Source organism: Brevundimonas sp. (genome assembly GCF_041648115.1).
Taxonomy (GTDB): domain Bacteria; phylum Pseudomonadota; class Alphaproteobacteria; order Caulobacterales; family Caulobacteraceae; genus Brevundimonas.
Window position 1 is genome coordinate 21,806 of record NZ_JBAZPR010000005.1, and the last position, 22,041, is coordinate 43,846.

The 22,041-nt window shown below is 66.3% G+C and carries 24 protein-coding genes; 15 read left to right on the forward strand and 9 right to left on the reverse strand.

What is annotated here, in order from left to right:
- Position 1: 1 nt before the first annotated feature.
- Genes WC597_RS05595 through WC597_RS05605 form a run of 3 tightly spaced genes read right to left on the reverse strand, consistent with a single transcriptional unit; the run spans position 2 to position 1,513 of the window.
- Entirely contained in the window at positions 2 to 550 is a 549-nt protein-coding gene (locus WC597_RS05595) for a TadE/TadG family type IV pilus assembly protein (RefSeq protein WP_372692306.1), read from the reverse strand.
- Positions 543 to 1,091, reverse strand: a complete 549-nt coding sequence (locus WC597_RS05600) for a TadE/TadG family type IV pilus assembly protein (RefSeq protein ID WP_372692307.1) — start codon at positions 1,089 to 1,091, stop codon at positions 543 to 545. Before WC597_RS05600 ends, WC597_RS05595 begins: the two co-directional genes overlap by 8 nt.
- Positions 1,092 to 1,099: 8 nt before the next feature.
- Entirely contained in the window at positions 1,100 to 1,513 is a 414-nt protein-coding gene (locus WC597_RS05605; RefSeq protein WP_372692309.1) for a pilus assembly protein N-terminal domain-containing protein, read from the reverse strand.
- A gap of 237 nt (positions 1,514 to 1,750) precedes the next feature.
- On the opposite strand from WC597_RS05605, the gene WC597_RS05610 reads away from it, so the two are divergent.
- The 9 genes from WC597_RS05610 (at position 1,751) to WC597_RS05650 (ending at position 11,062) form a co-directional block, all read left to right on the forward strand.
- A complete protein-coding gene (locus tag WC597_RS05610; RefSeq protein WP_372692310.1) occupies positions 1,751 to 1,927 on the forward strand; it encodes a Flp family type IVb pilin in 177 nt (58 codons plus the stop codon).
- Positions 1,928 to 2,026: 99 nt separating this feature from the next.
- Positions 2,027 to 2,545 (forward strand): prepilin peptidase, encoded by a 519-nt coding sequence (locus tag WC597_RS05615; RefSeq protein ID WP_372692311.1) that lies wholly within the window; start codon positions 2,027 to 2,029, stop codon positions 2,543 to 2,545.
- A 117-nt stretch (positions 2,546 to 2,662) separates the two neighbouring features.
- Entirely contained in the window at positions 2,663 to 3,580 is a 918-nt protein-coding gene (gene cpaB, locus WC597_RS05620; RefSeq protein ID WP_372692312.1) for a Flp pilus assembly protein CpaB, read from the forward strand.
- Positions 3,581 to 3,606: 26 nt separating this feature from the next.
- Positions 3,607 to 5,121 carry a type II and III secretion system protein family protein gene (locus WC597_RS05625; RefSeq protein ID WP_372692313.1) on the forward strand — a complete coding sequence of 505 codons (1,515 nt, stop codon included), beginning with the start codon at positions 3,607 to 3,609 and terminating at the stop codon, positions 5,119 to 5,121.
- A gap of 7 nt (positions 5,122 to 5,128) precedes the next feature.
- On the forward strand, positions 5,129 to 5,818 hold the full coding sequence (locus WC597_RS05630) for a CpaD family pilus assembly protein (protein ID WP_372692314.1): 690 nt from the start codon (positions 5,129 to 5,131) through the stop codon (positions 5,816 to 5,818).
- 4 nt (positions 5,819 to 5,822) lie between these two features.
- Positions 5,823 to 7,424, forward strand: coding sequence for a CpaE family protein (locus WC597_RS05635; RefSeq protein WP_372692315.1), 1,602 nt, complete (start codon positions 5,823 to 5,825; stop codon positions 7,422 to 7,424).
- Positions 7,425 to 7,427: 3 nt separating this feature from the next.
- Positions 7,428 to 9,089: a CpaF family protein gene (locus WC597_RS05640; RefSeq protein ID WP_372692316.1), complete on the forward strand. Its 1,662-nt coding sequence runs from the start codon at positions 7,428 to 7,430 to the stop codon at positions 9,087 to 9,089.
- Between the two features lie 4 nt (positions 9,090 to 9,093).
- Complete coding sequence (locus WC597_RS05645) at positions 9,094 to 10,071, forward strand: type II secretion system F family protein (protein ID WP_372692318.1); 978 nt, start codon at positions 9,094 to 9,096, stop codon at positions 10,069 to 10,071.
- 10 nt (positions 10,072 to 10,081) lie between these two features.
- Positions 10,082 to 11,062: a type II secretion system F family protein gene (locus tag WC597_RS05650; RefSeq protein WP_372692319.1), complete on the forward strand. Its 981-nt coding sequence runs from the start codon at positions 10,082 to 10,084 to the stop codon at positions 11,060 to 11,062.
- On the opposite strand, the gene WC597_RS05655 is transcribed toward WC597_RS05650, so the two are convergent.
- Together WC597_RS05655 and WC597_RS05660 are read right to left on the reverse strand one after the other, a co-directional pair.
- Positions 11,059 to 11,493: an SRPBCC family protein gene (locus tag WC597_RS05655; protein WP_372692321.1), complete on the reverse strand. Its 435-nt coding sequence runs from the start codon at positions 11,491 to 11,493 to the stop codon at positions 11,059 to 11,061. The genes WC597_RS05650 and WC597_RS05655 overlap by 4 nt on opposite strands.
- Before the next feature lie 55 nt (positions 11,494 to 11,548).
- The gene (locus tag WC597_RS05660) at positions 11,549 to 11,902 is read right to left on the reverse strand and encodes a hypothetical protein (protein WP_372692322.1); all 354 of its coding nucleotides are present in this window, start codon (positions 11,900 to 11,902) and stop codon (positions 11,549 to 11,551) included.
- A 90-nt stretch (positions 11,903 to 11,992) separates the two neighbouring features.
- On the opposite strand from WC597_RS05660, the gene WC597_RS05665 reads away from it, so the two are divergent.
- The gene (locus tag WC597_RS05665) at positions 11,993 to 13,297 is read left to right on the forward strand and encodes an amidohydrolase (protein ID WP_372692323.1); all 1,305 of its coding nucleotides are present in this window, start codon (positions 11,993 to 11,995) and stop codon (positions 13,295 to 13,297) included.
- Between the two features lie 137 nt (positions 13,298 to 13,434).
- On the opposite strand, the gene WC597_RS05670 is transcribed toward WC597_RS05665, so the two are convergent.
- Complete coding sequence (locus tag WC597_RS05670) at positions 13,435 to 13,974, reverse strand: hypothetical protein (protein WP_372692324.1); 540 nt, start codon at positions 13,972 to 13,974, stop codon at positions 13,435 to 13,437.
- 142 nt (positions 13,975 to 14,116) lie between these two features.
- A complete protein-coding gene (gene dapE, locus WC597_RS05675; protein WP_372692326.1) occupies positions 14,117 to 15,304 on the reverse strand; it encodes a succinyl-diaminopimelate desuccinylase in 1,188 nt (395 codons plus the stop codon).
- 42 nt (positions 15,305 to 15,346) lie between these two features.
- On the opposite strand from dapE, the gene WC597_RS05680 reads away from it, so the two are divergent.
- Positions 15,347 to 15,823 (forward strand): cupin domain-containing protein, encoded by a 477-nt coding sequence (locus WC597_RS05680; RefSeq protein WP_372692327.1) that lies wholly within the window; start codon positions 15,347 to 15,349, stop codon positions 15,821 to 15,823.
- A complete protein-coding gene (locus WC597_RS05685; RefSeq protein WP_372692328.1) occupies positions 15,820 to 17,112 on the forward strand; it encodes an MFS transporter in 1,293 nt (430 codons plus the stop codon). Before WC597_RS05680 ends, WC597_RS05685 begins: the two co-directional genes overlap by 4 nt.
- Positions 17,113 to 17,179: 67 nt before the next feature.
- Here WC597_RS05685 and WC597_RS05690 read toward each other — a convergent pair whose 3' ends face one another.
- Positions 17,180 to 18,205 (reverse strand): 2'-deoxycytidine 5'-triphosphate deaminase, encoded by a 1,026-nt coding sequence (locus WC597_RS05690; RefSeq protein ID WP_372692329.1) that lies wholly within the window; start codon positions 18,203 to 18,205, stop codon positions 17,180 to 17,182.
- A gap of 81 nt (positions 18,206 to 18,286) precedes the next feature.
- Between WC597_RS05690 and apaG the strand changes: the two genes are divergently transcribed.
- A complete protein-coding gene (gene apaG, locus WC597_RS05695; RefSeq protein WP_372692330.1) occupies positions 18,287 to 18,694 on the forward strand; it encodes a Co2+/Mg2+ efflux protein ApaG in 408 nt (135 codons plus the stop codon).
- Positions 18,695 to 19,304: 610 nt separating this feature from the next.
- On the opposite strand, the gene WC597_RS05700 is transcribed toward apaG, so the two are convergent.
- On the reverse strand, positions 19,305 to 19,844 hold the full coding sequence (locus WC597_RS05700) for a GcrA family cell cycle regulator (RefSeq protein ID WP_372692331.1): 540 nt from the start codon (positions 19,842 to 19,844) through the stop codon (positions 19,305 to 19,307).
- Positions 19,845 to 20,123: 279 nt separating this feature from the next.
- On the opposite strand from WC597_RS05700, the gene WC597_RS05705 reads away from it, so the two are divergent.
- Together WC597_RS05705 and WC597_RS05710 are read left to right on the forward strand one after the other, a co-directional pair.
- Positions 20,124 to 20,954, forward strand: a complete 831-nt coding sequence (locus WC597_RS05705) for an ABC transporter permease (RefSeq protein ID WP_372692512.1) — start codon at positions 20,124 to 20,126, stop codon at positions 20,952 to 20,954.
- Between the two features lie 40 nt (positions 20,955 to 20,994).
- Positions 20,995 to 21,987: a M28 family metallopeptidase gene (locus WC597_RS05710; protein WP_372692333.1), complete on the forward strand. Its 993-nt coding sequence runs from the start codon at positions 20,995 to 20,997 to the stop codon at positions 21,985 to 21,987.
- Positions 21,988 to 22,041 lie beyond the last annotated feature (54 nt).

The window sequence follows — 22,041 nt, forward strand, 5'->3', positions numbered from 1 at the left end:
GTCAGCAGGTCTTGCAGGCGATGACGTCGGCCGTGCGGGGACGCAGATAGGCCATCCGCTTGAACTGGGTGACATAGGGGGCGACACGATCGAACGGCGACCTGTAGTCGTAGTTCGCCTCGGCCACGATGACGGATTCGCCGTTGGCCAGCATGTCGGCGGGAATATTGGCGTCGGCAACGGTCAGTTTCGCGGCGATGCCCTTTCCGACGCTCCAGTCGATCCGATAGGTTGTTTCATTGACCCGAGTGACGCTTGAGACCCGCTGGGTCAGGCCGCTCGCAGCAAACGGCTTCATGGTCAGATCGCCGAAAGCGAGCAGATCCTGGACCTCTGTCTTGGTGACGGAATCGGATTGGGACACCAGGTCCGCCGTCATCGCGGCGACATGGCCCGTGCGTTTCAGCGCCATATAGCCCTGACAGAATTCGACCATGCCGAAATAGAATATGATCAGGATCGGAGCGAGGAAGGCGAACTCCACCGCCGCCAGCCCGCGCGTGTCGCGCGCCAGGGCCCTGAAGCATGAGATCAGGCCGGACCTACGCATTCCATGGCTCGTTTCGGAAGGCGGTCGTGGAGCGCAGTATGATCTTGCCGATCCCGAGCGGCGAGGTGGCCTGGCTCAGCATCGGGGTGGCGAGCGGGTGCACATACCAGACGCTGACCAGAATGAGGTCGCCGGGCTTGCCGCCGTCGTAGATGGTTTTTTTCTCGTCCATCGCGCCGTTGGTGATCGGATCGGGAGGATTGGGCTCGGTGAATTTGGGGATCACGCGGACATCCACGGTCGCGCGATTGGCGCAGTCGCTCTCGAACAGCATCATGCGGCTGCAGAATTCGGTCTTGAAGCGGGCGGCGGTGAACTTCTGCTGATCGGCCTGGCCGGTCCGGACCAGGCGGCCGGCTTCCGTGGTCGCCGTCTCCATCACGGAATCCAGAACGAAGACGATGCCCAGTTCCAGGATCGAGAAGATCATCAGGAAGAAAGGAAGGGCGACCATGGCGAACTCGACGGCCGCCGCGCCTTCACGCGTTCTTCTGCGCCGCGAACGACGCTGACGGGCGGCCGATGGGTCCGGGGCGCTCATGTCCGGGATCAGGGGGCGGTCGGCGCGCTGGTCGGCGCGACGCGGACGCTGGGGGCGCAGGAGGAACCGCAGGCCATTTCCGTCGCCTGGGCGCCGCGCCAGACGCGGACCGAGCCGGTCGAGCCGCCCGACACGACGATCTCGCGCTGGAACAGGGTGCGGCCGACGCCGTCGACCACGGCGACCTCGGTGACGCCATAGCCCTTGCCGACGATGAACAGGGTGTTGGCGTCGACCATCGATACGTCCGCGATCTGCGGATTGCCGACGATGACCGAGGCGGCCGCGCCGCGCAGCTGGACCCGGGTCGAGCGATCGATCTCGACGTTGAGCGGGCCGTTCTGGGCGTGGGCGACAATGGGAGACGCGACGAGGGCGAAGGCGAGGACTTGCGCCAGGACGGGGGCGGAGATGCGAGACATCGGCGGCTCTGAATGACGGCGCGTGCGGACGCGGACGCACGCATGATGCAGCCGTGATCCTCAATAAAGCCTGAAGCGACGCCATGAGAATTTTCTTTGGTAAATCCGCGCGTAACCAAACCTCGTGACTCAGATTTAACGGGGGTCTGGCATTTTGATCCTGCGTTTGGGGGTCAAGCGGGCTACCGGCTCCCCCCGCCAAGTTGCTCGCTAGACCATTTGAAAAAGGAACTACCCATGACCAAGTTCATCTCGCGCTTCGCCAAAGACGAATCGGGCGCTACCGCCATCGAATACGGCCTGATCGCCGCTCTGATCGCCGTCGCCCTGATTACGGTTCTCGGCACGATGAGCACCAGCCTGAAGGCGACCTTCACGAAGGTTGCGGGCTCGCTCGACACCGCCAACAAGTAAGACCTGCAAAAGTCTTGAGGGAAGGGCCGGGGCGCAAGCTCCGGCCCTTTTCACGTGTCGGAAACCCAAACTTAAGCCCTGCCGGAGAAGAGTGCCGCCATGGATATTCTGCTGCTCATCGTGCTCGGCGTCTTTCCGGCCCTCGTGATCGTCGGCGGTCTGCACGACCTGATCACGATGAAAATCCCCAACTGGATCTCGCTGGCTCTGGTCGGCGCCTTCTTTCCCGTCGCCCTGCTGATCGGCGCCGCGCCGATGGATATCGCCATTCACGTCGGGATCGGCGTGGCTGCGCTTGTGGTCGGAATGGGAATGTTCGCGGCCGGATGGGTCGGCGGCGGCGACGCCAAGCTGCTGGCGTCCAGCTGTCTATGGATGGGATTGAGCGGCGTCGCGCCCTTCCTGCTGTGGACCGGCATCGCTGGCGGCGTCTTCTGCCTGTTCCTGATGACCGCCCGCCAGTATTTCCCGATGGTAGCACCGTCGGTGTCGCAAGGGTGGGTCGTCAATCTGATGCAGCCCAAGGGCGACATCCCCTATGGCGTCGCCATCGCCGCCGGCGCCCTGTTGGCTCTGCCGGAAAGCGGCTTGATGCTGACCTTCGCCTCGGGTCGCTGAGGCTACACGGACCAGCGTTCGCGCCGCTTAGGAAGCGTTAACCCGTAAGGGTCATGATCGTTAACGGTAGGGCTCGGGAACTGAATCCGAACACAGCGCCTGCTGGAGACATTCTGGATGAAGCCCGCCCGCATCGTCGTCATCTGCATCGCCGCCGTCTCGGCCATCGGCCTGGCCCTGGTGGTCAGGGCCATGGGATCCTCCTCGAACGAACCCGCCGCGCCCGCAGCCGCCGCCCCGGTCGAGGTCCGCCCGATGGCCAAGGTGCTGGTCGCCGCCAAGGATCTGGAGCCGGGCAAGCGTCTGGTCGAAGGCGATCTGGCCTGGAAAGACTGGCCGGCGGACGAGGTCAATCCGGTCTTCATCACCGACGGCTCCACGCCTGTTCCCGCAAAGCCCGTCGCCGAGAACGCGGCCGAGAAGGCCTCCGGCGCGGTCGAGCGTGTGGCCCATGCAGCAAACGAACTGGCCGGACCCGGCGCCAAATCCGACTATATCGGTTCGGTCGTGCGCGAACCCATTCTCGCCGGTGAGCCGATCGTGGCGCGCAAGATCGTGCGCGCCGGCGACAGCGGCTATCTGGCCGCCTATCTCGAACCGGGGATGCGCGCGATGGCGATCGCCGTCACCGTGGAATCCGCCGCCGGCGGTTTCATCCTGCCGGGCGACAGAGTGGACGTGGTCCTGACCGCAGAAACCAACCGCAACGGCGCGGTCGAAGGCGCCTCCAAGTCCAAGTTCATTTCCGGCACCGTGTTGCAGAACATCAAGGTTCTTGCCATCGACCAATCGACGCGCGCCGGCGACGACGAACAGGCCGTGGTCGGCGCGACCGCCACCCTGGAAGTCCGTCCGCAGGACGCCGAAATGCTGGCCCAGGCCAAGGCCGAGGGCGAGCTGTCGCTGTCGCTGCGCTCCTATGCCGATACGGCCGGCCCGTCCGGCGCCACGCACCGTCGTGCTGCGGCGACGGCCCAACCCCAGGCCGTTCGCATCTATCGCGGCGGCGCGCCCGAAATCGTGGCCGTCCCATGAAAGTCGTTCCGATGCGCCGATCCGCGATGAAAAAGACCGCCGCCGTCGCCTGCGCCCTTCTGGCCAGCCTGACCGCCGCGCCCGCCGGCGTCGCCCAGACCCGCGCCGCCGTGGCGATGGGCGCCGCGCCGCAGATGATCAACCTTCCGCGCGGCACATCCTTCGCCGTCGATCTGCCGGCCGACGCGCGCGACGTGATCGTGTCCAATCCGCAGGTGGCCGAGGCCATGCTGCACTCGCCGCGCCGCATCACCGTGATCGGCATCGCGCCGGGCGAGACCGACGCCGTCTTCCTGGACGGGGCCGGACGCACGATCCTGAGCCTTAAGGTGCGGGTGGATGCGGGCACCAGCGCGCTGCAGGACACGCTGAACCGGATGATCCCCGGCGGACAGGTCCGCGCCGAGGCGGTCAACGACAGCATCATCCTGACCGGCGTGGCGGAAAACCCCGCCTCCTCGACCCAGGCCGCGCGCATCGCCGCCGCCTTCGTCTCGGCGCCCGAAAAGGTGCTGAACCTGATCACCGTGCCGGGTTCGGACCAGGTGACGCTGAAGGTTCGCGTGGTCGAGGTTCAGCGCAACGTCATCAAGCAGCTTGGTTTCAATACGTCTGCGGTCATCGGCCGCCTGGGCGATACGCAATGGCTGTTGGGCAATGCAGCGACCTGGGGCGTCAACGGCGCCTTGCTGGGCGGCATCAGCGCCGGCTCGTCGATCGATACGACGAAGAACTATCAGCTTCAACGGCCGTGCGGCGGCGCCTTCGCGCCCGGCGTCCTCTGCAACTACACTGTGAACGGCCCCCAAGACGCCGCGAACTGGGATACGGCGCCGCAGGGCGCCGGACCCGGCTCTGACGGTCTTAACAAGGGCGAGGCCATGTTGAAGGCCTTCGAACGCGTCGGTCTGTTGCGCACCCTGGCCGAGCCGAATCTGACCTCCGTCAACGGCGAGGCGGCCAGCTTCCTGGCGGGCGGCGAATTCCCCGTGCCGGCCAGCCGTGACGCCCAGGGCCAGATCACCGTCCAGTACAAACCCTACGGCGTGGGCCTGGCCTTCCGGCCGGTGGTGCTGTCGGGCGGGCGCATCAGCCTTCAGGTCAAGGTCGAGGTGTCGGAACTGTCGTCGCAAGGCGGCCTGACCATCGGGGCGGGGACGCCGTCGTCGATCACCCTGCCGGGCCTGACGGTGCGTCGCAGCGAGAACACCATAGAAATCCCCTCGGGCGGTTCGATGATGATCGCGGGCCTGCTGCGGGAAAGCAGCCGCCAGGCGGTGGACTCGCTGCCCGGCGTGACCAATCTGCCGGTGCTGGGTCAGCTGTTCCGTTCGCGCGACTATCTTATGGGCGAGACCGAACTGGTGGTCATCGTCGAGCCCTATATCGTCAGCCCGACCTCGCCCGGCCGGATGCAGACGCCGGCCGACGGCCTGCGGATCGCCGAAGACAGCCAGACCATCCTCTTTGGACAGCTGAACCAGGTCTATGGCCTGCCCAATGCGCCCCCGGCCGGTTCGGTCGGCTATGTGATCGAGTGAGCGCCCCATGACTTGCAGTGTGATCCGCACCCCGATCATCGCCCTTCTCACCACGACCGTCCTGGCGCTGGGCGCCTGCGTCGGCGGCCCGGCCAGCCTGGGCGGCGAGCCGCCGCTGACGCCGACCTCGCGCTATCAGCTTCAGGTCGAGCCCGATCTGGACCGGATCGCCCTGGCGGTTCATGACACCGGCCTGTCGCCGGCCCAGGGCGACGCCCTGCAGGCTTTGGTCGGACGTTATCGCTACGTCGACGCCGTGCCGATGGTGATCGAGGCGCCCGCCGGAAACGATCCGGTGGCGCTGAAGACCGCCTATGACATCAAGTCCATACTGGCGGCGTCGGGCGTGTCGCCGGATCGCATCACCCTTGTCAGCTATGCGGCGCCGGATCCGAGGGCGCCGGTCGTGGTCGGCTATCAGACCGTCCGCGCCGCCGTGCCGCAATGCGGGACGACATGGGGCAATCTGGGCCGTTCGGGCGACAATCAATCCGCCTCCAACTTCGGCTGCGCGGTCACGGCCAACCTCGCCGCCCAGATCGAGGATCCGCGCGACATCCAGCGGCCGCGCGCCATGACGCCTGCCGACGTCGGGCGCCGCACCGTGGTCTTCGATCTGTATCGCGGCGGCAAGCCGACATCCGCCGAGCCGGAAACCCTGATCCGGGAGACCGCCGTCTCCCGTGCGGTGAACTAGACCCATGAGCACAGCGCCCGTACCCCGCGAGTTCGATACGTTCGACGACGCCTTCGACGTCGACATGCCGTTCGCCGAGCCGGTCGTCGATTTCGAGACCGATACGCCGCGCGCCCCGCTGCAGTTCACGGCTGCTCCGGGTGTTCCGGCCACCCCGTTCGCTCCGGTTCCAGCCGCCCCCGCCTACCTTCCTGAGGCCGCCGGCTTCAATCCGGTCGGCGACGTGGTGGCCCAGGCGCAGGCCAGCCTGATGGAAACCGGACTGGACGCGACCGATTTCGGGTCGACGGGTCTGGCGTCGACAGGCCTGGGCTCCACGGGCCTGGCGCCGTCCAGCAATATCGGCGAAGTGTCGGTGCCGCGCATCGCCATCCATGTCTTCGCCGAGCGCCAGGATACTTTGGCCGCCGCCGAGCGCGCCGCTCAGGATCGCCGCCTGTCGCGCGCCACGACCCAGATCCGCGTCGGCGGCGTGGCGGCTGCGGTCGAGACCTATCATCACGAACCCACGCCGCCGCTGATCATCGTCGAATGCCTGAAAGACCCCCAGACGCTGCTTTGGGAGGTCGATCAACTGGCCGAAGTCTGCGACGCGGGCACCAAGGTCGTGGTCATCGGCGCCACCAACGACATCATCCTGTTCCGCGAACTGATGCGTCGCGGCGTCAGCGAATATCTGGTCGCGCCGTTGCAGCCGCTGCAACTGATCGCGGCCATCGGCGGCCTGTTCAACGATCCGGCCCAGCCCTTCGTCGGGCGCACCATCGCCTTCGTCGGCGCACGGGGCGGGGCGGGGGCGTCGGCCGTGGCGCACAACACAGCCTATGCGATCTCCGAGCGGATCGGCGCCAATACCGTCATCGTGGATTATGACCTGCCGTTCGGCACCGCCGGCCTGGACTTCAACCAGGACCCGTTGAGCGGCGTCGCCGACGCCCTGGGCCAGCCCGACCGGCTGGACGCGACCCTGCTGGACCGAATGATGGTCCGCTGCACCGACAAGCTGAGCCTATTCGCTGCGCCCGCCAGCCTGGAGACGGACTGGGACATCTCGACCGAGGCGTTCGAGGAGGTGACGAACCAGATTCGAGCCACGGCGCCGTTCGTGGTGCTGGACCTGCCGCACCTGTGGTCGCCGTGGATGCGCCGCACCCTGATCAGCGCCGACGAGGTGGTGGTGGTGGCCACGCCCGACCTGGCGTCCCTGCGCAACGCCAAGAACATGATCGACCTGATCCGTCAGGGCCGACCCAACGATGCGCCGCCGCGCCTGGTGCTGAACCAGGTCGGGGTGCCGGGCCGTCCCGAGATTCCGGCCAAGGACTTTGGCGCTGCGCTTGGCGTGCATCCCAGCCTGCTGATCCCCTTCGACGCCAAGACCTTCGGCGCAGCCGCGAACAACGGCCAGATGATCCTGGACGCCGGGGCCAAGACCAAGGCGGCCGAGGCCTTCCAGACCTTGGCGCAGATCGTGTCGCGTCGCGAACTGCCGATGATCACGGGTCCGAAGAGCAAGCCGAGCAAGCCCGCCAAGTCGGAAAAGGCGTCCAAGCCTGCCGACGGCGCGTCCAAGTCCCTGTTCGCCAACATGTTCAAGAAGCGCTGACGCATGTTCGGCAAGCGCACAGGTCAGCCCGGCGTCACGACGGCGCCGATGCGTCCGGCGCCTGCGCCGGCCGGCGAGCCTGTGTCCGTCTTCAAGGTCGACGCCGCCGCGCCCCCGCCGGGGATGGCCGCCCAGGCCCAAGCTCAAGCCAGGGCCGAGGCCTACGCCTTCGCCGACGAGGACCTGGAGCCGGCGGCGGAAGCCTTCGAACGCGCATCGGCGCCGACGCAGCCCGCGCCCGCCGACCGTCTCGACGCCTTGGCATCGCGCCCCAAACCCAAGCCGGAAGCGCCGCGCCCGACCGGCAACGTCGCCGGAACCGGCCCCAAGGCCACGGCCGGCCTGGAGCAGCTGAAGAAGGCCCAGGCGGTCGCCGAGATCGTCCGTGAACAGAGCGACTACTATCACGCCACGAAGACGACGATCTTCAACGCGTTGATGAACACCATCGATCTGGCCCAGCTGGCGCATCTGGACCAGAAGGCGGCGTCGGAAGAGATTCGCGACATCGTCGCCGAACTGGTGGCGATCAAGAACGTCTCCATGTCGGTCGCCGAGCAGGAGCATCTGGTTCAGGACATCGTCAACGACGTCCTGGGCTATGGTCCGCTGGAGCCGCTGCTGGCGCGCGACGACATCGCCGACATCATGGTCAACGGCGCCGGGCGGGTCTTCATCGAGGTCGCCGGCAAGGTCCAGCTGACCAACGTCCGCTTTCGCGACAATACCCAGCTGATGAACATCTGCCAGCGGATCGTGTCGCAGGTCGGCCGCCGCGTGGACGAGAGCAGCCCCATCTGCGACGCCCGTCTGCCCGATGGGTCGCGCGTCAACGTCATCGCCCCGCCGCTGGCGATCGACGGTCCGACGCTGACGATCCGGAAGTTCAAGAAGGACAAGCTGACGATGAAGAACCTGGTGGAGTACGCCTCCATCAGTCCCGAAGGCGCGCGCGTCTTGGGCGTCATCGGCGCCTCGCGATGCAATCTGGTCATCTCGGGCGGCACCGGGTCGGGCAAGACGACCCTGCTCAACACCCTGACGGCCTTCATCGACCCGACCGAGCGCGTCATCACCTGCGAGGACGCCGCCGAACTGCAACTGCAGCAGCCGCATGTGGTGCGTCTGGAAACCCGCCCGCCAAACCTGGAAGGCCAGGGCACGATCACCATGCGTGATCTGGTGAAGAACTGCCTGCGGATGCGCCCCGAGCGGATCATCGTCGGCGAGGTGCGCGGACCCGAGGCCTTCGACTTGTTGCAGGCCATGAACACGGGCCACGACGGCTCGATGGGCACGCTGCACGCCAACAGCCCGCGCGAAGCCATCAGTCGGATGGAATCGATGATCACCATGGGCGGCTATGGCCTGCCCTCGCGCACCATCCGCGAGATGATCGTGGGCTCGGTCGACGTCATCATCCAGGCCGCCCGCCTGCGCGACGGGTCGCGTCGCATCACCCACATCACCGAGGTCGTCGGCCTGGAAGGCGACGTGATCGTGACCCAGGACCTGTTCGTCTACGACATCACCGGCGAGGACGAGAACGGCAAGATCATCGGCCGTCACCGTTCGACCGGCATCGCCCGTCCCCGCTTCTGGGACCGCGCCCGCTACTACGGGCTGGAGCGCGAGCTGGCCGACGCCCTGGACGCGGCGGAGTAGGACGATGCTGCCGATTCTCGCCGCCGTTCTGGCCTTCATCACCATCGGCGGCCTGGGCTGGGTCTTCGTCGGGGGCGACGATTCGTCCGCCCAGGCGGTCAAGCGCGCCCAGAGCCTGGGCGAAGCCAAGAAGAACCCCGCGATCGCCCGCAAGGCCGCCGCCGCCAATACGCCCGAGGCGCGCCGCAAGCAGATCCTGGTCCAGCTTCAGGAAGCGGATCGTCGCGAGCGCAAGGCGCGCACCACCCTGGCGTCACGTTTGAAACAGGCGGGCCTCAGCCTGAAAGTGACGACCTTCTACATCATCTCCGCCGTGGTCGGGGTGGTTGCGGCGCTGGTCGCCCTGGTGCTGGGCCTGCCGATCCTGGCGGTCCTGGGCGTCGCCGTGGTCTTCGGCCTGGGCTTGCCGCGCTGGGTCGTCGGCTTCTTGGCCAAGGGGCGAATGAAGAAATTCTCGCTGGAGTTTCCCAACGCCGTGGACGTGATCGTGCGGGGCATCAAGTCGGGCCTGCCGGTCCACGAATGTTTCAAGATCATCGCTCGCGAAAGTCCTGCGCCCTTGGGGCCGGAGTTCCAGAAGCTGGTCGAGGGACTGGGCGTCGGCCTGACGCTGGAGCAGGCGCTGGAGAAGATGTTCGAGCGGATGCCGACGCCGGAACTGCGCTTCTTCACCATCGTCATCGCCATTCAGCAGAAGACCGGCGGCAACCTGGCCGAGGCGCTGGGCAACCTGTCGGGCGTGCTGCGCGCGCGGCGGATGATGGGCGAGAAGATCAAGGCCTTGTCGTCCGAGGCCCTGGCCTCGGCCGGCATCATTGCGTCCCTGCCGCCGGCGGTCATGACGATGGTCATGATGACGACGCCGTCCTACATGATGCCCCTGTTCACCGACTTCCGCGGCAACTTCATGCTGTTGATGGCGGTCTGCCTGATGGCGACCGGCATCTTCGTGATGAAGCGCATGATCTCGTTCAAGTTCTGAGGCGGGGATCATGGAAAGCTTCATCCGCTTCATCACCGATCCACAGAACCTGCTCAGCATCGGCGTTGGGGTGCTGGTCTTCGCCACCGTCCTGACCCTGATGTCGTCGATGACCGGGGGCGTTGCGCTGGACAAGCGGATGAAGGCCGTCGCCGAACGGCGCGACGACCTGAAACGCCGCTCGCGGGCCAATATGGCCGCTGGCCAAGGCGCGCTGCGTCACACCGACGACGGGTTCAAGAAGCGGATCGTGGATCGGCTGAACCTGACCAAGCTGCTGGAGGACCCCAAGGTCGCCGGACAGATGGCCCAGGCCGGCTATCGCGGCCCGCGTCCGCTGACGACCTTCTACTTCTTCCGCTTCGCCTCGCCCTTCGTCTTCATGATCGTGGCGGCCTTCTACATGTTCGTGATGAAGATCGTGGACTGGCCCACGATGAACAAGCTGACGCTGGTGATGGGTGCGGCGGTGGCGGGCTTCTATGCGCCCAACCTCTATCTGAAGAACCGCATCACCAAGCGCCGCACCTCGATCATGCAGGCGTTTCCCGACGCGCTGGACCTGCTGCTGATCTGTGTCGAGGCCGGCATGTCCATCGAGGCGGCGATCACCAAGGTCAGCCAGGAAATGGGGCCGTCGTCGATCGACCTGGCCGAGGAGCTGTCGCTGCTGTCGGCCGAGCTGTCCTATCTGCCCGATCGTCGCATGGCCTATGAGAACCTGGGCAAGCGCACCAACCATCCGGGCGTGAAGTCGGTGGCCACCGCCATGACCCAGGCCGAGACCTATGGCACGCCGTTGGCGACAGCCCTGCGCGTCATGGCCAAGGAAAACCGCGATCTGCGTCTGTCCGCCGCCGAGAAGAAGGCTTCGGCCTTGCCGGCGCAGTTGACCGTGCCGATGATCCTGTTCTTCCTGCCGGTGCTGTTCATCGTCATCCTGGGACCGGCGATCCTGAACGTCATCGACATGATGAAAGAGGGCGGCTAGCCCGCTTCCGCCGCCGCCTTCAGGCCTTCGACGATGGCTTCCTGGGCCTGGCGGATCGCCGGGCGGTGCTTGTCGTGGAACAGCTCGCCACGCAGGCCCGAGAATCGGATGCCCGCCGTCAGGATGCAGTTGCCGGGGCCCAGCTCCTCGATCTGGATGTAGCGCAGGCTCTGGGACAGGAAGCCGCGCCGTTCCGCCCAGACCAGACGCACGCGCGGCTGCCATTCGACGACCTCGGCCAGGGCCTGACGCTCGGCCATGTCGGGCCAGGCCTCGTTCATCGTCAGCCGGCCGCCATAGGCGATGGCACCTTCGACATCGGTGTCGACCGGGTTCCAGGCGCTCCAGCCCGACAGATCGGCGACCAGTTCCCAAATCCGGTCCGAGGTCGCCTGAACGCCGACGCGTTTTTCGATACGAGTGTCATCCATGGTTTCGCTCTGGCACGGCTTGTCGCCGGAAGGAAGGCGCAACCGGCCGCTGTCTTCAGTCCGGTTCGATCAACTTCAACCGACGCCCGTCGTCCAGCCCCAGCCGCGTCTTGACCTCGAACAGGTCGGCGCCGGCGGGAATGATCAGCAGCTTCTTGGGCTGGGCCGTGTTGACGGCGACCACCCCGCCCTTGGGGCAGATGTCGAAACAGTCGGCGCCGGTGACGATCAGCCCGCCCTTTCGCCCCTGCTTGCCCTTCTTCAGGTGCAGGTATTTGCGCAGCGCCTTCTTCAGCGTCAGGTCGCCGCCGGGGCCGAAGCCGCCGTCCAGCTTCTTGGAGCATTTGCGGCACACCAGGACCACGTCCCGCCATTCCGTCTTCGCGGTCTTGAAGTCCTTCTCGGCCATGCCGACAGAAATCGCCGTTCGCGACGGCTTGCACAAGCGCTCGCGGCGCCGTCACCTGCGACAGGTAAGAAAATTTCACGGGACCTTCACATGCGCCGACTGTTCGCCGCCTCCACCCTGGCGCTGCTGCTCGCGGCCGGGAGCGTTCATGCTCAGCAGGTCGATACGGCGAGCGTGGACGCCGCCGTCCAGCGCGTGATGCCCGAGGTGACGGCTTGGCGTCGCGACTTCCACCAGCATCCCGAACTGGGCTTCGCCGAGACCCGCTCGGCCGGGGTGATCGCCGAACATCTGCGGTCTCTGGGGCTTGAGGTCCGCACCGGGGTCGGCAAGACGGGCGTGATCGGCATTCTGCGCGGCGCCCGTCCGGGCCGGGTCGTGGCCCTGCGCGCCGACATGGACGCCCTGCCGGTGCAGGAGGCGACGGGTCTGGCCTTCGCCTCGACCGCGACCGGGACCTATATGGGCAATACGGTGCCGGTCGCCCACGCCTGCGGCCACGACATGCATATGGCCATGCTGATGGGGGCGGCAGAGGTGCTGGCGGGGATGAAGGACCGGATCGCCGGCACGGTGGTCTTCGTGTTCCAGCCCGCCGAAGAAGGGGCGCCTCCGGGCGAGCCCAAGGGCGGGGCGGCCCTGATGATCGCCGAAGGGGCGCTGAACGATCCCAAGCCCGAGGCCATCTTCGGCCTGCACGTCGTGCCGGGCCGTGCGGGCAGCGTCTTCTATCGGCCCGAAGGCTTCATGGCCGCGTCCGACCGCGTGGACATCAGCCTGAAGGGCAAACAGACACATGGGGCCTGGCCCTGGCGCGGCATCGACGTGATCGCGGTGGCGGGCCAGGTGGTCGAGACGGTCAACACCCTGACGGCGCGCACGGTCGATCCGACCACGACCCCGACCGTCTTCACCATCGCCACGATCAACGCCGGCATCCGCTACAACATCATCCCCGACAGTGCGACGCTGTCGGGTACGCTGCGCACCTTCGATACGGCCCAGCGCGACGCCTTGGTCGCCCGCGCCGAGACCGCCATCGACCATGTGGCCGAGGCTTATGGCGCCACCGCCGAATTCGGCGTCAGACAGAACGCCGCCCTGGTGTTCAACGACCCGGGCCTGTCGGCCTGGCTGGCCCCTGTCCTGACCGAGGCGGCCGGAGCGGGCAACGTCAACCCCGCCACGCCCCCGACCACGGTGGCCGAGGACTTCAGCTATTTCCAGCAGGTCATCCCCGGCGTTTTCTACCACTTGGGGGCCAGTCCCGACGGCGTCGACCCCGCGACCTCCGCGCCCAACCATTCGCCGGAGTTTTCACCGAACGAGAAGGTCTTGCCGCTGGGGGTGAAGACGCATGTCCTGACGGCGTTGCGGTTTCTGGAGCGGAGTTAGGGGTGTGGGTTGGTCGCGTCTGGCGTGTGCCTCAGCTAGCGTCGTTCGTGGGTCGAGGCGAAGGCCTCGAACGTCACGTTGACTGCTTTCACCCAGTTCACTTCAGGGTCGTTCTGAGGTTGCTCGCGGTCCAAATGTTAGAGCTGAGGGAAGGCCTCTTTCTTCAACGGCACGAACGTAGGCGGACCAACTCGCGCCGTCGCATTCCGCAGTTGGCTAGCCAATTCTGGATTGTTTCGCGATTCTTGAAAGCGGGGATCAACAACACCAAGCATGAAAAGCTCAAGATTGATGTTCGCGACGGTGATATCATTGTCGAGCTTGATGACGTCAGCAGCGGTTATTTGATAGACCACGCGCTGCCGAGGACGTAATCGAAGATGCGCCACGACAAGGCCACCGGCTGTGGTCTGAAGCATCTCACCGTGGATTAGGATATTGCGGCGAGCTGACAGCCTTCGAGCAGAATCGGTAAAAGCGCATATCCGATCAGCTAGGCGTGACGAGCCGAACGCGTTGTGGGAAGCGAAGTCGATAGCTTTGACGGTTTCGGAGAGGGATGCTTTTGGCGCAGTTCGGCTATTGGCCGGGCAGTCCTGAAGACGATTCAAGAGGTCGGTCAATTGGCGTTCGAGCGCTCCAAAATTCATCACGATCGAAGCGATAGCTTGCGCCATCACAGGCTGCGTGCTCGCGATCCAATGGCTTGCTCTCATTTTTCTGATCTTTGTAGCGCTCGCACGCTCAGTCGAGAACGATCATTGCCTGCGTGATGGGTGAAGATGCTGCGTTGCTTTCATGCCAAATGCCGTCGGCCGCCTACAGCCGCTCGAACACCGTCTCGATCACCCGGCGGTAGACCGCCGTCAGCGTCTCCAACTCCGCCGTCGGCACCCGTTCGTCGATCTGGTGCATGGTCTGGCCGACCAGGCCCAGTTCCAGCACAGGGCACAGTGTGCGGATGAAGCGGGCGTCGGAGGTGCCGCCGGTGGTGGAGGCTTCGGGGCGGCGTCCCAGTACGGCCTCGACCGCGTCCTGCACCGCCGCGACGAAGGCGCCCGGCTCGGTCAGGAAGGCCTCGCCCGAGCACAGGTGCTCCAGCGTGATCTGAAGTCCGGTCTCGGCCTGGACGTCGCCGGCCTCGCGGTTCAGCCAATCGATCAGGGCGTCGCCGGTATGGCTGGGGTTGAAGCGGATGTTCAGCCGCGCCGTCGCCTGGGCCGGGATGATGTTGGTCGCCGGATTGCCGATGTCGATGGTGGTGATTTCGAGGTTGGACGGGGGGAAGTTCTCGTAGCCTTCATCCAGCACGTGGTCGTTCAGGCGGGCCATCAGCTTCGCGATCACCGGGGCCGGGTTGGCGGCGCGCTCGGGATAGGCGACGTGGCCTTGTTTGCCGTGGACGGTGATCCAGGTGTTCAGCGAGCCGCGCCGCCCGATCTTGATCATGTCGCCCAGCTGCTGTGACGACGAGGGTTCGCCGACGACGCAGGCGTCGATGACCTCGCCCTCGGCGGCCAGGGCCTCGACCACCCGTTTGGTGCCGTGCAGGGCCGGGCCCTCCTCGTCGCCGGTGATCAGGAAGGAGAGGGAGCCTTCGGGTTCGCCGTGCGCCAGCACCTGGGACACGGCGGCGACCCAGGCGGCGATCCCGCCCTTCATGTCCACCGCGCCGCGCCCATAGAGGACGCCGTCGCGCACGTCGCCGGCGAAGGGTTGCGACGACCACTGGTCCGAGGGGCCGGTCGGGACCACATCAGTATGGCCGGCGAAACACAGGTTGGGCGAGGCGGTCCCGCGCCGCGCATACAGGTTCTCGATCCGCGCATCGACGCCGACGCCGCTGGGGCCTTCGAAGGCCAGACGGCGGCAGGTGAAGCCCAGGGCCGTCAGGTGCCGTTCCAGCACATCCATGGCCCCCTCGTCGGCGGGGGTGACGGACGGAATGCGGATCAGGTCGCGGGTCAGTTCGACAGGATCGATTACGGGAGTTGATGCGCGGCTCATGGCTCTATGCTTTAGGGAAATCGTGCGGAGGCGAGAAGAGCCATGCCCAAGATCGATATCGACAGCGCGCCGACGACGAAAGGCACAACCTATCCCGAGGAATACGCCGGCCCGTGCAAGCCGCGTCGCCGCTGGAAGCTGGGCGATGCGGCGGGGCTGACCCATTTCGGCGTCAACCTGCTGCGCCTGCCCGACGGCGCCTGGTCCAGCCAGCGCCATTGGCACGCGTCCGAGGACGAGTTCGTCATGGTGGTCGAAGGCGAGGTGGTGCTGGTCGAGGAGGACGGCGAGACCATCCTGCGCGCCGGCGACTGCGCCGGGTTCAAGGCGGGCGTCGCCAATGGCCACAAGATCGAGAATCGATCCGGCAGCGAGGCGGTGCTGCTTGAGGTCGGGACGCGCAGCCCGACCATCACCCCCGCCGACTATCCCGACATCGACATGGTGCTTCACGCGGGCGTCGACGGCTATTTCCACCGCGACGGCTCGCCCTATCCGAAACAGTCCCGAAGAACGTGACCACAGAAACCATCGACACCGGCCCCGCCGCCCCGCCCGTTCCTCCCGCTCCGCCAGAAGGGCCGTCCAGTCCGTGGGGGATCCGCGACTTCCGCCTGCTGTGGTTCGGGCGGGTGGTCGCCGTGCTGGCGATCCAGATCCAGTCCTCGGCCCTGTTGTGGCAGGTCTATGAGATCGCACGGCGCGACCATCCGATCGAGGAGGCCAGCCTGTATCTGGGCCTGGTCGGCCTGTGTCAGTTCCTGCCGCTTCTGGCCTTTACACTGCCCGCCGGGGCCATGGCCGACCAGCGCGATCGCAAGCGCACGGTGTGGATATCGATCCTGGTCGAGGCGGCCTGTGCGGGGTCGTTCCTGGCCATGGCGCTGCATGGGAACCCGCCCTTGTGGGGATTGCTGGCGGTCGCCGCCCTGTTCGGCGCTGCGCGGGCGTTTCTGGCTCCGGCCAGCCAGGCCTTCCTGCCGATGGTGGTGGGGCGCAAGGCCCTGCCGCCCGCCATCGCGGCGCAATCCATCGCCTTCCAGACCGGAGCCATCGCCGGCCCGGCCCTGGGCGGGGTGATCGTGGGGGTGAACGTGCCGCTGGCCTATGCGGTGTCGTTGGGGATGTTCCTGCTGGCGGTCGCCGCCTTCATCCTGATCCGCACCAGCGGCAAGCCTGCGCCCCAGGCCAACCCCCTGTCGCCCATCGAATCCGTCAAGGAGGGGCTGGCCTATGTCTACAAGACCAAGATCGTGCTGGGCGCCATTTCGCTGGACCTGGTGGTGGTGCTGCTGGCGGGCGTGGCCCTGCTGACGCCGATCTTCGCGCGCGACATCCTGCATGTGGGGCCGCAAGGGTTCGGCCTGTTGCGGGCATCGTTCGGGGTCGGGGCGATGGCGGTGGCCATCTATCTGAGCCGTTACCCCATCGTGCGGCACGGCGGTCGCTGGATGTTTGCGGCGGTGGCGGTGTTCGGGATCTGCACGGTGACGTTCGGCCTGTCCAAGATCGTCTGGATCAGCGCCCTGGCCCTGTTGATTGGCGGCGGGGCGGACATGATCAGCGTCAATATCCGCCAGACCCTGATCCAGCTGGCGACGCCCGATCACATGCGCGGGCGGGTGTCGTCGGTGTCGATGCTGTTCATCGGCGCGTCGAACGAGCTGGGCGAGGCCTATTCCGGCGTGATGGTCCGGCTGCTGGGCGCGGTCGGGGCGGCGGTGTTCGGCGGGTTCGGCGCGCTGGCGGCGACCGGGGCCTGGGCGACGATGTTCCCGGGGCTGAGGAAGGCCGACAAGCTGACGTGAGGTGGGTGAGGGGTGATTGGTGAATCGTGAGGCGAACACTCACCAATCACGAGTCACCCCTCACGTTTCACCACACCTTGAAATGCTTCGACAGCTTCAGGCCCTGGCTCTGGTAGTGGCTGCCGCTCTCGCCATACAGGCGGCTGGGGCGCTCCGTCAGGGGTTCGTAGACCAGGCGGGCGACGATCTGGCCGTGTTCCAGCAGGAAGGGGGTGTCGTGGGTGCGGACTTCCAGCACGCCTTTCGATCCCGCGCCGTGCGCCTCGTCCGTGCCGAAGCCGGGGTCGAAGAAGCCGGCGTAGTGGACGCGGAACTCGCCGACCGACGGATCGATGGGGGTCATCTCTGCGGCCTGATCGACGGGGATCTCCACGTCGTCGGACGAGGCCAGGATGTAGAACTCGCCCGGATCCAGCAGCAGTTCGCCACGACGCAAGCTCAGCGGTTCCCAGAAGTCGCGCGGGTCATGGCCGTCGATATGGTCCAGATCGACCACGCCGGCGTGGCGGCGCCCGCGGAAGCCGACGATGTCGCCGCCCTGCAGGTCGACGCCGACCGAGCGGGTCTCCAGCTTGGGCGGATCGCCGGCCTTGAGGCGCAACTGGTTCAGCCGGGTGCCGGGACGGACCAGGATCGAGAAGGTCTGGGGCGCGACCTCCATATAGAGCGGCCCGTCATAGCCTTCGGCCACGTCGTCGAAACGGGCGCCCTGATCGGTCAGCAGGCGCACGAAGACATCGACGCGGCCGGTCGAGCTTTTCGGGTTGGCGCGGGCGATCAGGCCCTGGGGCAGGCTGAGCCGCTCCTGCAGGCGCACGATATAGACGCAACCCTTTTCCAGCACGACGCCGGCGTCGGTGATCTCGATGGCGTGCATCTCGACGTCGGCGATCCGGTCCTCGACCTTGCGCTTGCCAGGCAGGAAGGAGGCGCGGACGCGCCAGGCCTGGCCCGACAGGCGCAGGTCCAGGCTGGCGGGCTGGACCTGGTCGTGGTCGAATTCGGTGTCGGACGTAATGGCGCCCGTGGCGATCAGCGTCTCGATGGACTGGGCCGGAAGAATGCCGGGGCGGGGCGCCTGGAATATGCTCATGCCATCTGTCTCACACGGTTTTCGCGACTTGTCTTCAAGTCGCGCTTGCGGCCCGCGCGCGGCGGGGCGAGCATATAGCCCATGCACGATGGTCCTGCCTATACCGCCGAAACGAACGGCATCCTGATCCGGGTGAGGCCCAGCTATCTGGCGGGCCAGTCCGATCCCGACGAAGGGCGCTGGGTCTGGGCCTATCAGATCGAGATCGTGAACCTGACGGGATCGACGGTGCAGCTGATGGCGCGCCGCTGGACCATCACCGACGGCCACGGCCATGTCGAGGAGGTGCGGGGGCCGGGGGTGGTGGGCGAACAGCCGGTGATCGAACCAGGCGGCAGCTACGCCTACGCCTCGGGCTGTCCGCTGGGCACCGACAGTGGGTCGATGGTCGGCGCCTATTATATGACAGACGCCGAGGGCCGCAGTTTCGAGGCGGAAATCCCGGCGTTTTCGCTGGATACGCCCGATGCGCGGCGGGTGCTAAATTAGGTCTTTGCCTCGCGCGGCGTAGTCGCGGCTAGGGCGCTATCTGACCCCAAAACGGTTCTAATAACCCATCGGAATAGGTGTGATGCGGCAAGAGCCATCCTTGTAGGTTTCTGCGATTGACCCATCGACGCTGTGTTCTTCTTCTCTCGCGATTGCTGCGCACCAGGCTGCGTCTTTGCAAAGCGGATAGCGGCTAGCCATCAGAGGATTTATTGGCCTCAAATGGATAGGGTCCACACCCGGCCGTTGAAGTGCGACTTCGCACTTTGTCGGTGACGAGGGATCGCTCGAATACGCTCCTGGCGCCGCAACGCACGCACTCAGGCTGACCGAAGTAACGACAGCGGCGAGGGCGGGGAAAAGCGTAGGGCTGGCGACCATGTGTCGATTGTGACCGAGGACGCGTCCAGTTTCTACCACCCGCGTGGAGATTGCGGAAGATGGATGGGGCTGCGTCAACCCGGATGAACCGCAGCCCCGCCCCTGAAGTCTCGCCGGCTTGCTTGCGCGAGCCGGCGAGGGGGAAGTCGGCTCCCTAGAGAGCATCTGTGACGCGGAAATGACCCGCGCGAAGCGCCGCGCTCAAGTAGCGCGAAGCGCGATAGCGCCCTTAGATATAACGACGCAGGCTGCGGGCCAGGTCGGAACCGCTTTCCTTGCTGCCGCGACGAACTTGCGGCTGGTAGGCGACGCGGGCGTGTTCGACGCAATAGACGCCTTCCGAGGAGCGGCGGCCGCAGAAGCTGAACTCGCGCGACGACGGGTCGCCGATCGGCCATTTGCACATGTGCGCGCCCAGGGTCATCACGGTCGCCGTGCCCGGCAGGTCCGGGATCGGGGCGGGGACGGGGACGGGGGCGGCGGCCTGGACCGGCTTGGGCTGGACGGCCTCAAGACGGCGCGGGGCCGAGGGTTGGGCCGGGGCGGCCGGCGCGGGGCGCGGACGGGCGGTGCGGAAGGTCGCGGCGACGGTGCGCGCCGGTTGCGACGGCGCGGCCCGGCCCGACAGGCCCAGGCGGTGCACCTTGCCGATCACGGCGTTGCGGGTGACCCCGCCGCCCAGTTGTTTGGCGATCTGGCTCGCGGATTGGCCCTCAAGCCAGAGCTTCTTCAGCGCGCCTACGCGGTCGTCAGTCCAGCCTGCGGTCATGCCACCCTCCAGCGAGTTTGGATTCAATATCTAGGTCCAGGCTCCCCCTCCGGGGTCTTGACCTACAACTAATCGTAAACCAGCCGTTAAGAGACGCAAGATGTGCGAATCAACCGTCCACAGAAACCAGATATTGAATCATCGTTAAGGTTAAGGCGGATTGGTGAGGGGTGACGCGTGAATCGTGAGTCAGGCGACTGCGTAAAGACCGTCACGATTCACCAATCACCAGTCACCCCGGCCTTGCGAAGCGAGGCCGTCGAGCGCATCTGGCGGGCCATGACCGAGACCCCCGACCTGATCTCCACCCGTCCCGCCGGTTTGCCGCAGCCGCGTCGCTATCCGGGGGTCAACTGGATCGGGGTGCAGACGCTGTACCTTCGCGAGGTGCGGCGCTTCTGGAAGGTGGGCGCCCAGACGGTGGCGGCGCCGGTGGTGACGACTCTTCTCTATATGCTGGTGTTCGTGGTGGCGCTTCAGAACGCGCGGCCGCCGCTGCACGGCACGCCGTTCGCCCTGTTCGTCGCGCCGGGGCTGATCATGATGGCCATGCTGAACAACGCCTTCGCCAACGCCTCGTCCAGCCTGATCCAGGCCAAGATCATGGGCACGGCGACAGACTTCCTGACACCGCCGCTCAGCCCGCTGGAGCTGACGCTGGGCTTTACGCTGGGCGCCGCGACGCGTGGCCTGGTGGTGGGTCTGGTGACGGCGATCTGCGTCCTGCCGTTCGCACCGCTGGGCATCGCCAATGTTCTGGCCATCGTCTGGTTCGCCCTGGCCGCCTGTTTCGTCATGGGGATGACGGGCGTGCTGGCGGGGCTGTGGAGCGAGAAGTTCGACCATCTGTCGGCGGTCCAAAACTTCATCGTCATGCCCATGACCTTCCTGTCGGGCACCTTCTATCTGGTCGAGAACCTGCCCGAACCGTTCCGGTCGATCAGCCACTACAACCCCTTCTTCTATCTGATCGACGGGTTCCGTTACGGCTTCATCGGCCATGCCGAGAGCAATGTGACGGTCGGGGTTGTCGGTTCGGCCGTGCTGATGGTCGTCATGGGCGTCGTCTGCTGGCTGGTGTTCCGCTCGGGGTGGCGCCTTAAGAGCTAGATCGCTACCTTTTGCGGATCGCTCCCCCGAGAGGTCCGCCATGCTGTTCCGTTCGCTCGTCGCCGCCACGGCGCTGTTCGCCGCCACGCCCGCCTTTTCCCAAGAGGCGACGCCCCAGGCCGGCGACCGCCCCGACATCGCCGCCGGCGCCGCCCAATTCGTCAAGCCCACCAACGCCGAACGGACCCAGGTCCTGGTCGGCATGCTGACCACACTGGGCTTCACGCCCGAGATCCAGGTCTTCGCCGGCGGCAATCAGGCCACCGGCCCGATGGAAGGCGCGAACGTCGTCGTCACGGTCGGCGAGGGCGTCAAGGACATCGTTCTGACCGCCCACTATGATGCGGTGAAGCTGCGCGACGGCACCCTGTCGCAAGGCATCGTCGACAATGTCGGCTCGGTCATGGCGATGATGGAGGCGGCCAAGACCCTGGAGATGGGGCTGGAGGGCCAACCGGTCGCCCACCGCTTCGTCTTCGTCTTCACCGACCAGGAAGAGCTGGGCCTGCTGGGCGCCAAGGCCTTCCTCGAAAAGCACGGCAAGGACAGGATCGCCGCCGTGATCAACGCCGACGTCGCCGCCTATGGCCAGACGGTCATGTATGGCGAGAACAACGGCGACCAATCGGGCTTCGTGCTTGAGACGCTGCGCAGCCTGTGCGCCGAGCGCGGCTTCGACTGCATGCCCTATCCGGTCTATCCGCCCAGCGACGACCGCGCCTTCTCCGCGGCCGGCGTGCCGGTGGTGTCGATGGGCACCCAGGACGCCGTCGGCGCCCACCAGATGTGGCTGGCCTTCAACGGCGGCGAGAACAACGGCCTGAAGGAAGGCTTCGTCCCGCCCGTGTTCCAGCGTATCCATTCGGCCGAGGACAGGCTGTCCTACATCAAGGGCGTGGACGTCGCCCGCTTCGGCCTGTTCATCGCCGACCTTGGCCTGGCCCTGGACAAGCGGCTGGTCGAGATCCAGGCCAAGGACGCCGCCGTCGCCGCCGAGACCGCGCCTGCCGCGCCCGCGCCGGGCGAGGAGTAAAAGGCTTGCTCGGCGCCGGTGTTGACTAACACCGTCACTAATCCGACAACGCCT

Coding starts and splice junctions, on each gene's coding strand:
- dapE (WP_372692326.1), bottom strand. CDS start 15,304: ATGAGCCGCGCATCAACTCCCGTAATCGATCCTGTCGAACTGACCCGC.
- WC597_RS05660 (WP_372692322.1), bottom strand. CDS start 11,902: ATGGCCGAGAAGGACTTCAAGACCGCGAAGACGGAATGGCGGGACGTG.
- WC597_RS05700 (WP_372692331.1), bottom strand. CDS start 19,844: ATGACCGCAGGCTGGACTGACGACCGCGTAGGCGCGCTGAAGAAGCTC.
- WC597_RS05610 (WP_372692310.1), top strand. CDS start 1,751: ATGACCAAGTTCATCTCGCGCTTCGCCAAAGACGAATCGGGCGCTACC.
- WC597_RS05655 (WP_372692321.1), bottom strand. CDS start 11,493: ATGGATGACACTCGTATCGAAAAACGCGTCGGCGTTCAGGCGACCTCG.
- WC597_RS05635 (WP_372692315.1), top strand. CDS start 5,823: ATGAGCACAGCGCCCGTACCCCGCGAGTTCGATACGTTCGACGACGCC.
- cpaB (WP_372692312.1), top strand. CDS start 2,663: ATGAAGCCCGCCCGCATCGTCGTCATCTGCATCGCCGCCGTCTCGGCC.
- WC597_RS05600 (WP_372692307.1), bottom strand. CDS start 1,091: ATGAGCGCCCCGGACCCATCGGCCGCCCGTCAGCGTCGTTCGCGGCGC.
- WC597_RS05605 (WP_372692309.1), bottom strand. CDS start 1,513: ATGTCTCGCATCTCCGCCCCCGTCCTGGCGCAAGTCCTCGCCTTCGCC.
- WC597_RS05650 (WP_372692319.1), top strand. CDS start 10,082: ATGGAAAGCTTCATCCGCTTCATCACCGATCCACAGAACCTGCTCAGC.
- WC597_RS05595 (WP_372692306.1), bottom strand. CDS start 550: ATGCGTAGGTCCGGCCTGATCTCATGCTTCAGGGCCCTGGCGCGCGAC.
- WC597_RS05625 (WP_372692313.1), top strand. CDS start 3,607: ATGAAAAAGACCGCCGCCGTCGCCTGCGCCCTTCTGGCCAGCCTGACC.
- WC597_RS05690 (WP_372692329.1), bottom strand. CDS start 18,205: ATGAGCATATTCCAGGCGCCCCGCCCCGGCATTCTTCCGGCCCAGTCC.
- WC597_RS05705 (WP_372692512.1), top strand. CDS start 20,124: ATGACCGAGACCCCCGACCTGATCTCCACCCGTCCCGCCGGTTTGCCG.
- WC597_RS05630 (WP_372692314.1), top strand. CDS start 5,129: ATGACTTGCAGTGTGATCCGCACCCCGATCATCGCCCTTCTCACCACG.
- apaG (WP_372692330.1), top strand. CDS start 18,287: ATGCACGATGGTCCTGCCTATACCGCCGAAACGAACGGCATCCTGATC.
- WC597_RS05680 (WP_372692327.1), top strand. CDS start 15,347: ATGCCCAAGATCGATATCGACAGCGCGCCGACGACGAAAGGCACAACC.
- WC597_RS05670 (WP_372692324.1), bottom strand. CDS start 13,974: ATGGCGCAAGCTATCGCTTCGATCGTGATGAATTTTGGAGCGCTCGAA.
- WC597_RS05615 (WP_372692311.1), top strand. CDS start 2,027: ATGGATATTCTGCTGCTCATCGTGCTCGGCGTCTTTCCGGCCCTCGTG.
- WC597_RS05640 (WP_372692316.1), top strand. CDS start 7,428: ATGTTCGGCAAGCGCACAGGTCAGCCCGGCGTCACGACGGCGCCGATG.
- WC597_RS05645 (WP_372692318.1), top strand. CDS start 9,094: ATGCTGCCGATTCTCGCCGCCGTTCTGGCCTTCATCACCATCGGCGGC.
- WC597_RS05665 (WP_372692323.1), top strand. CDS start 11,993: ATGCGCCGACTGTTCGCCGCCTCCACCCTGGCGCTGCTGCTCGCGGCC.
- WC597_RS05710 (WP_372692333.1), top strand. CDS start 20,995: ATGCTGTTCCGTTCGCTCGTCGCCGCCACGGCGCTGTTCGCCGCCACG.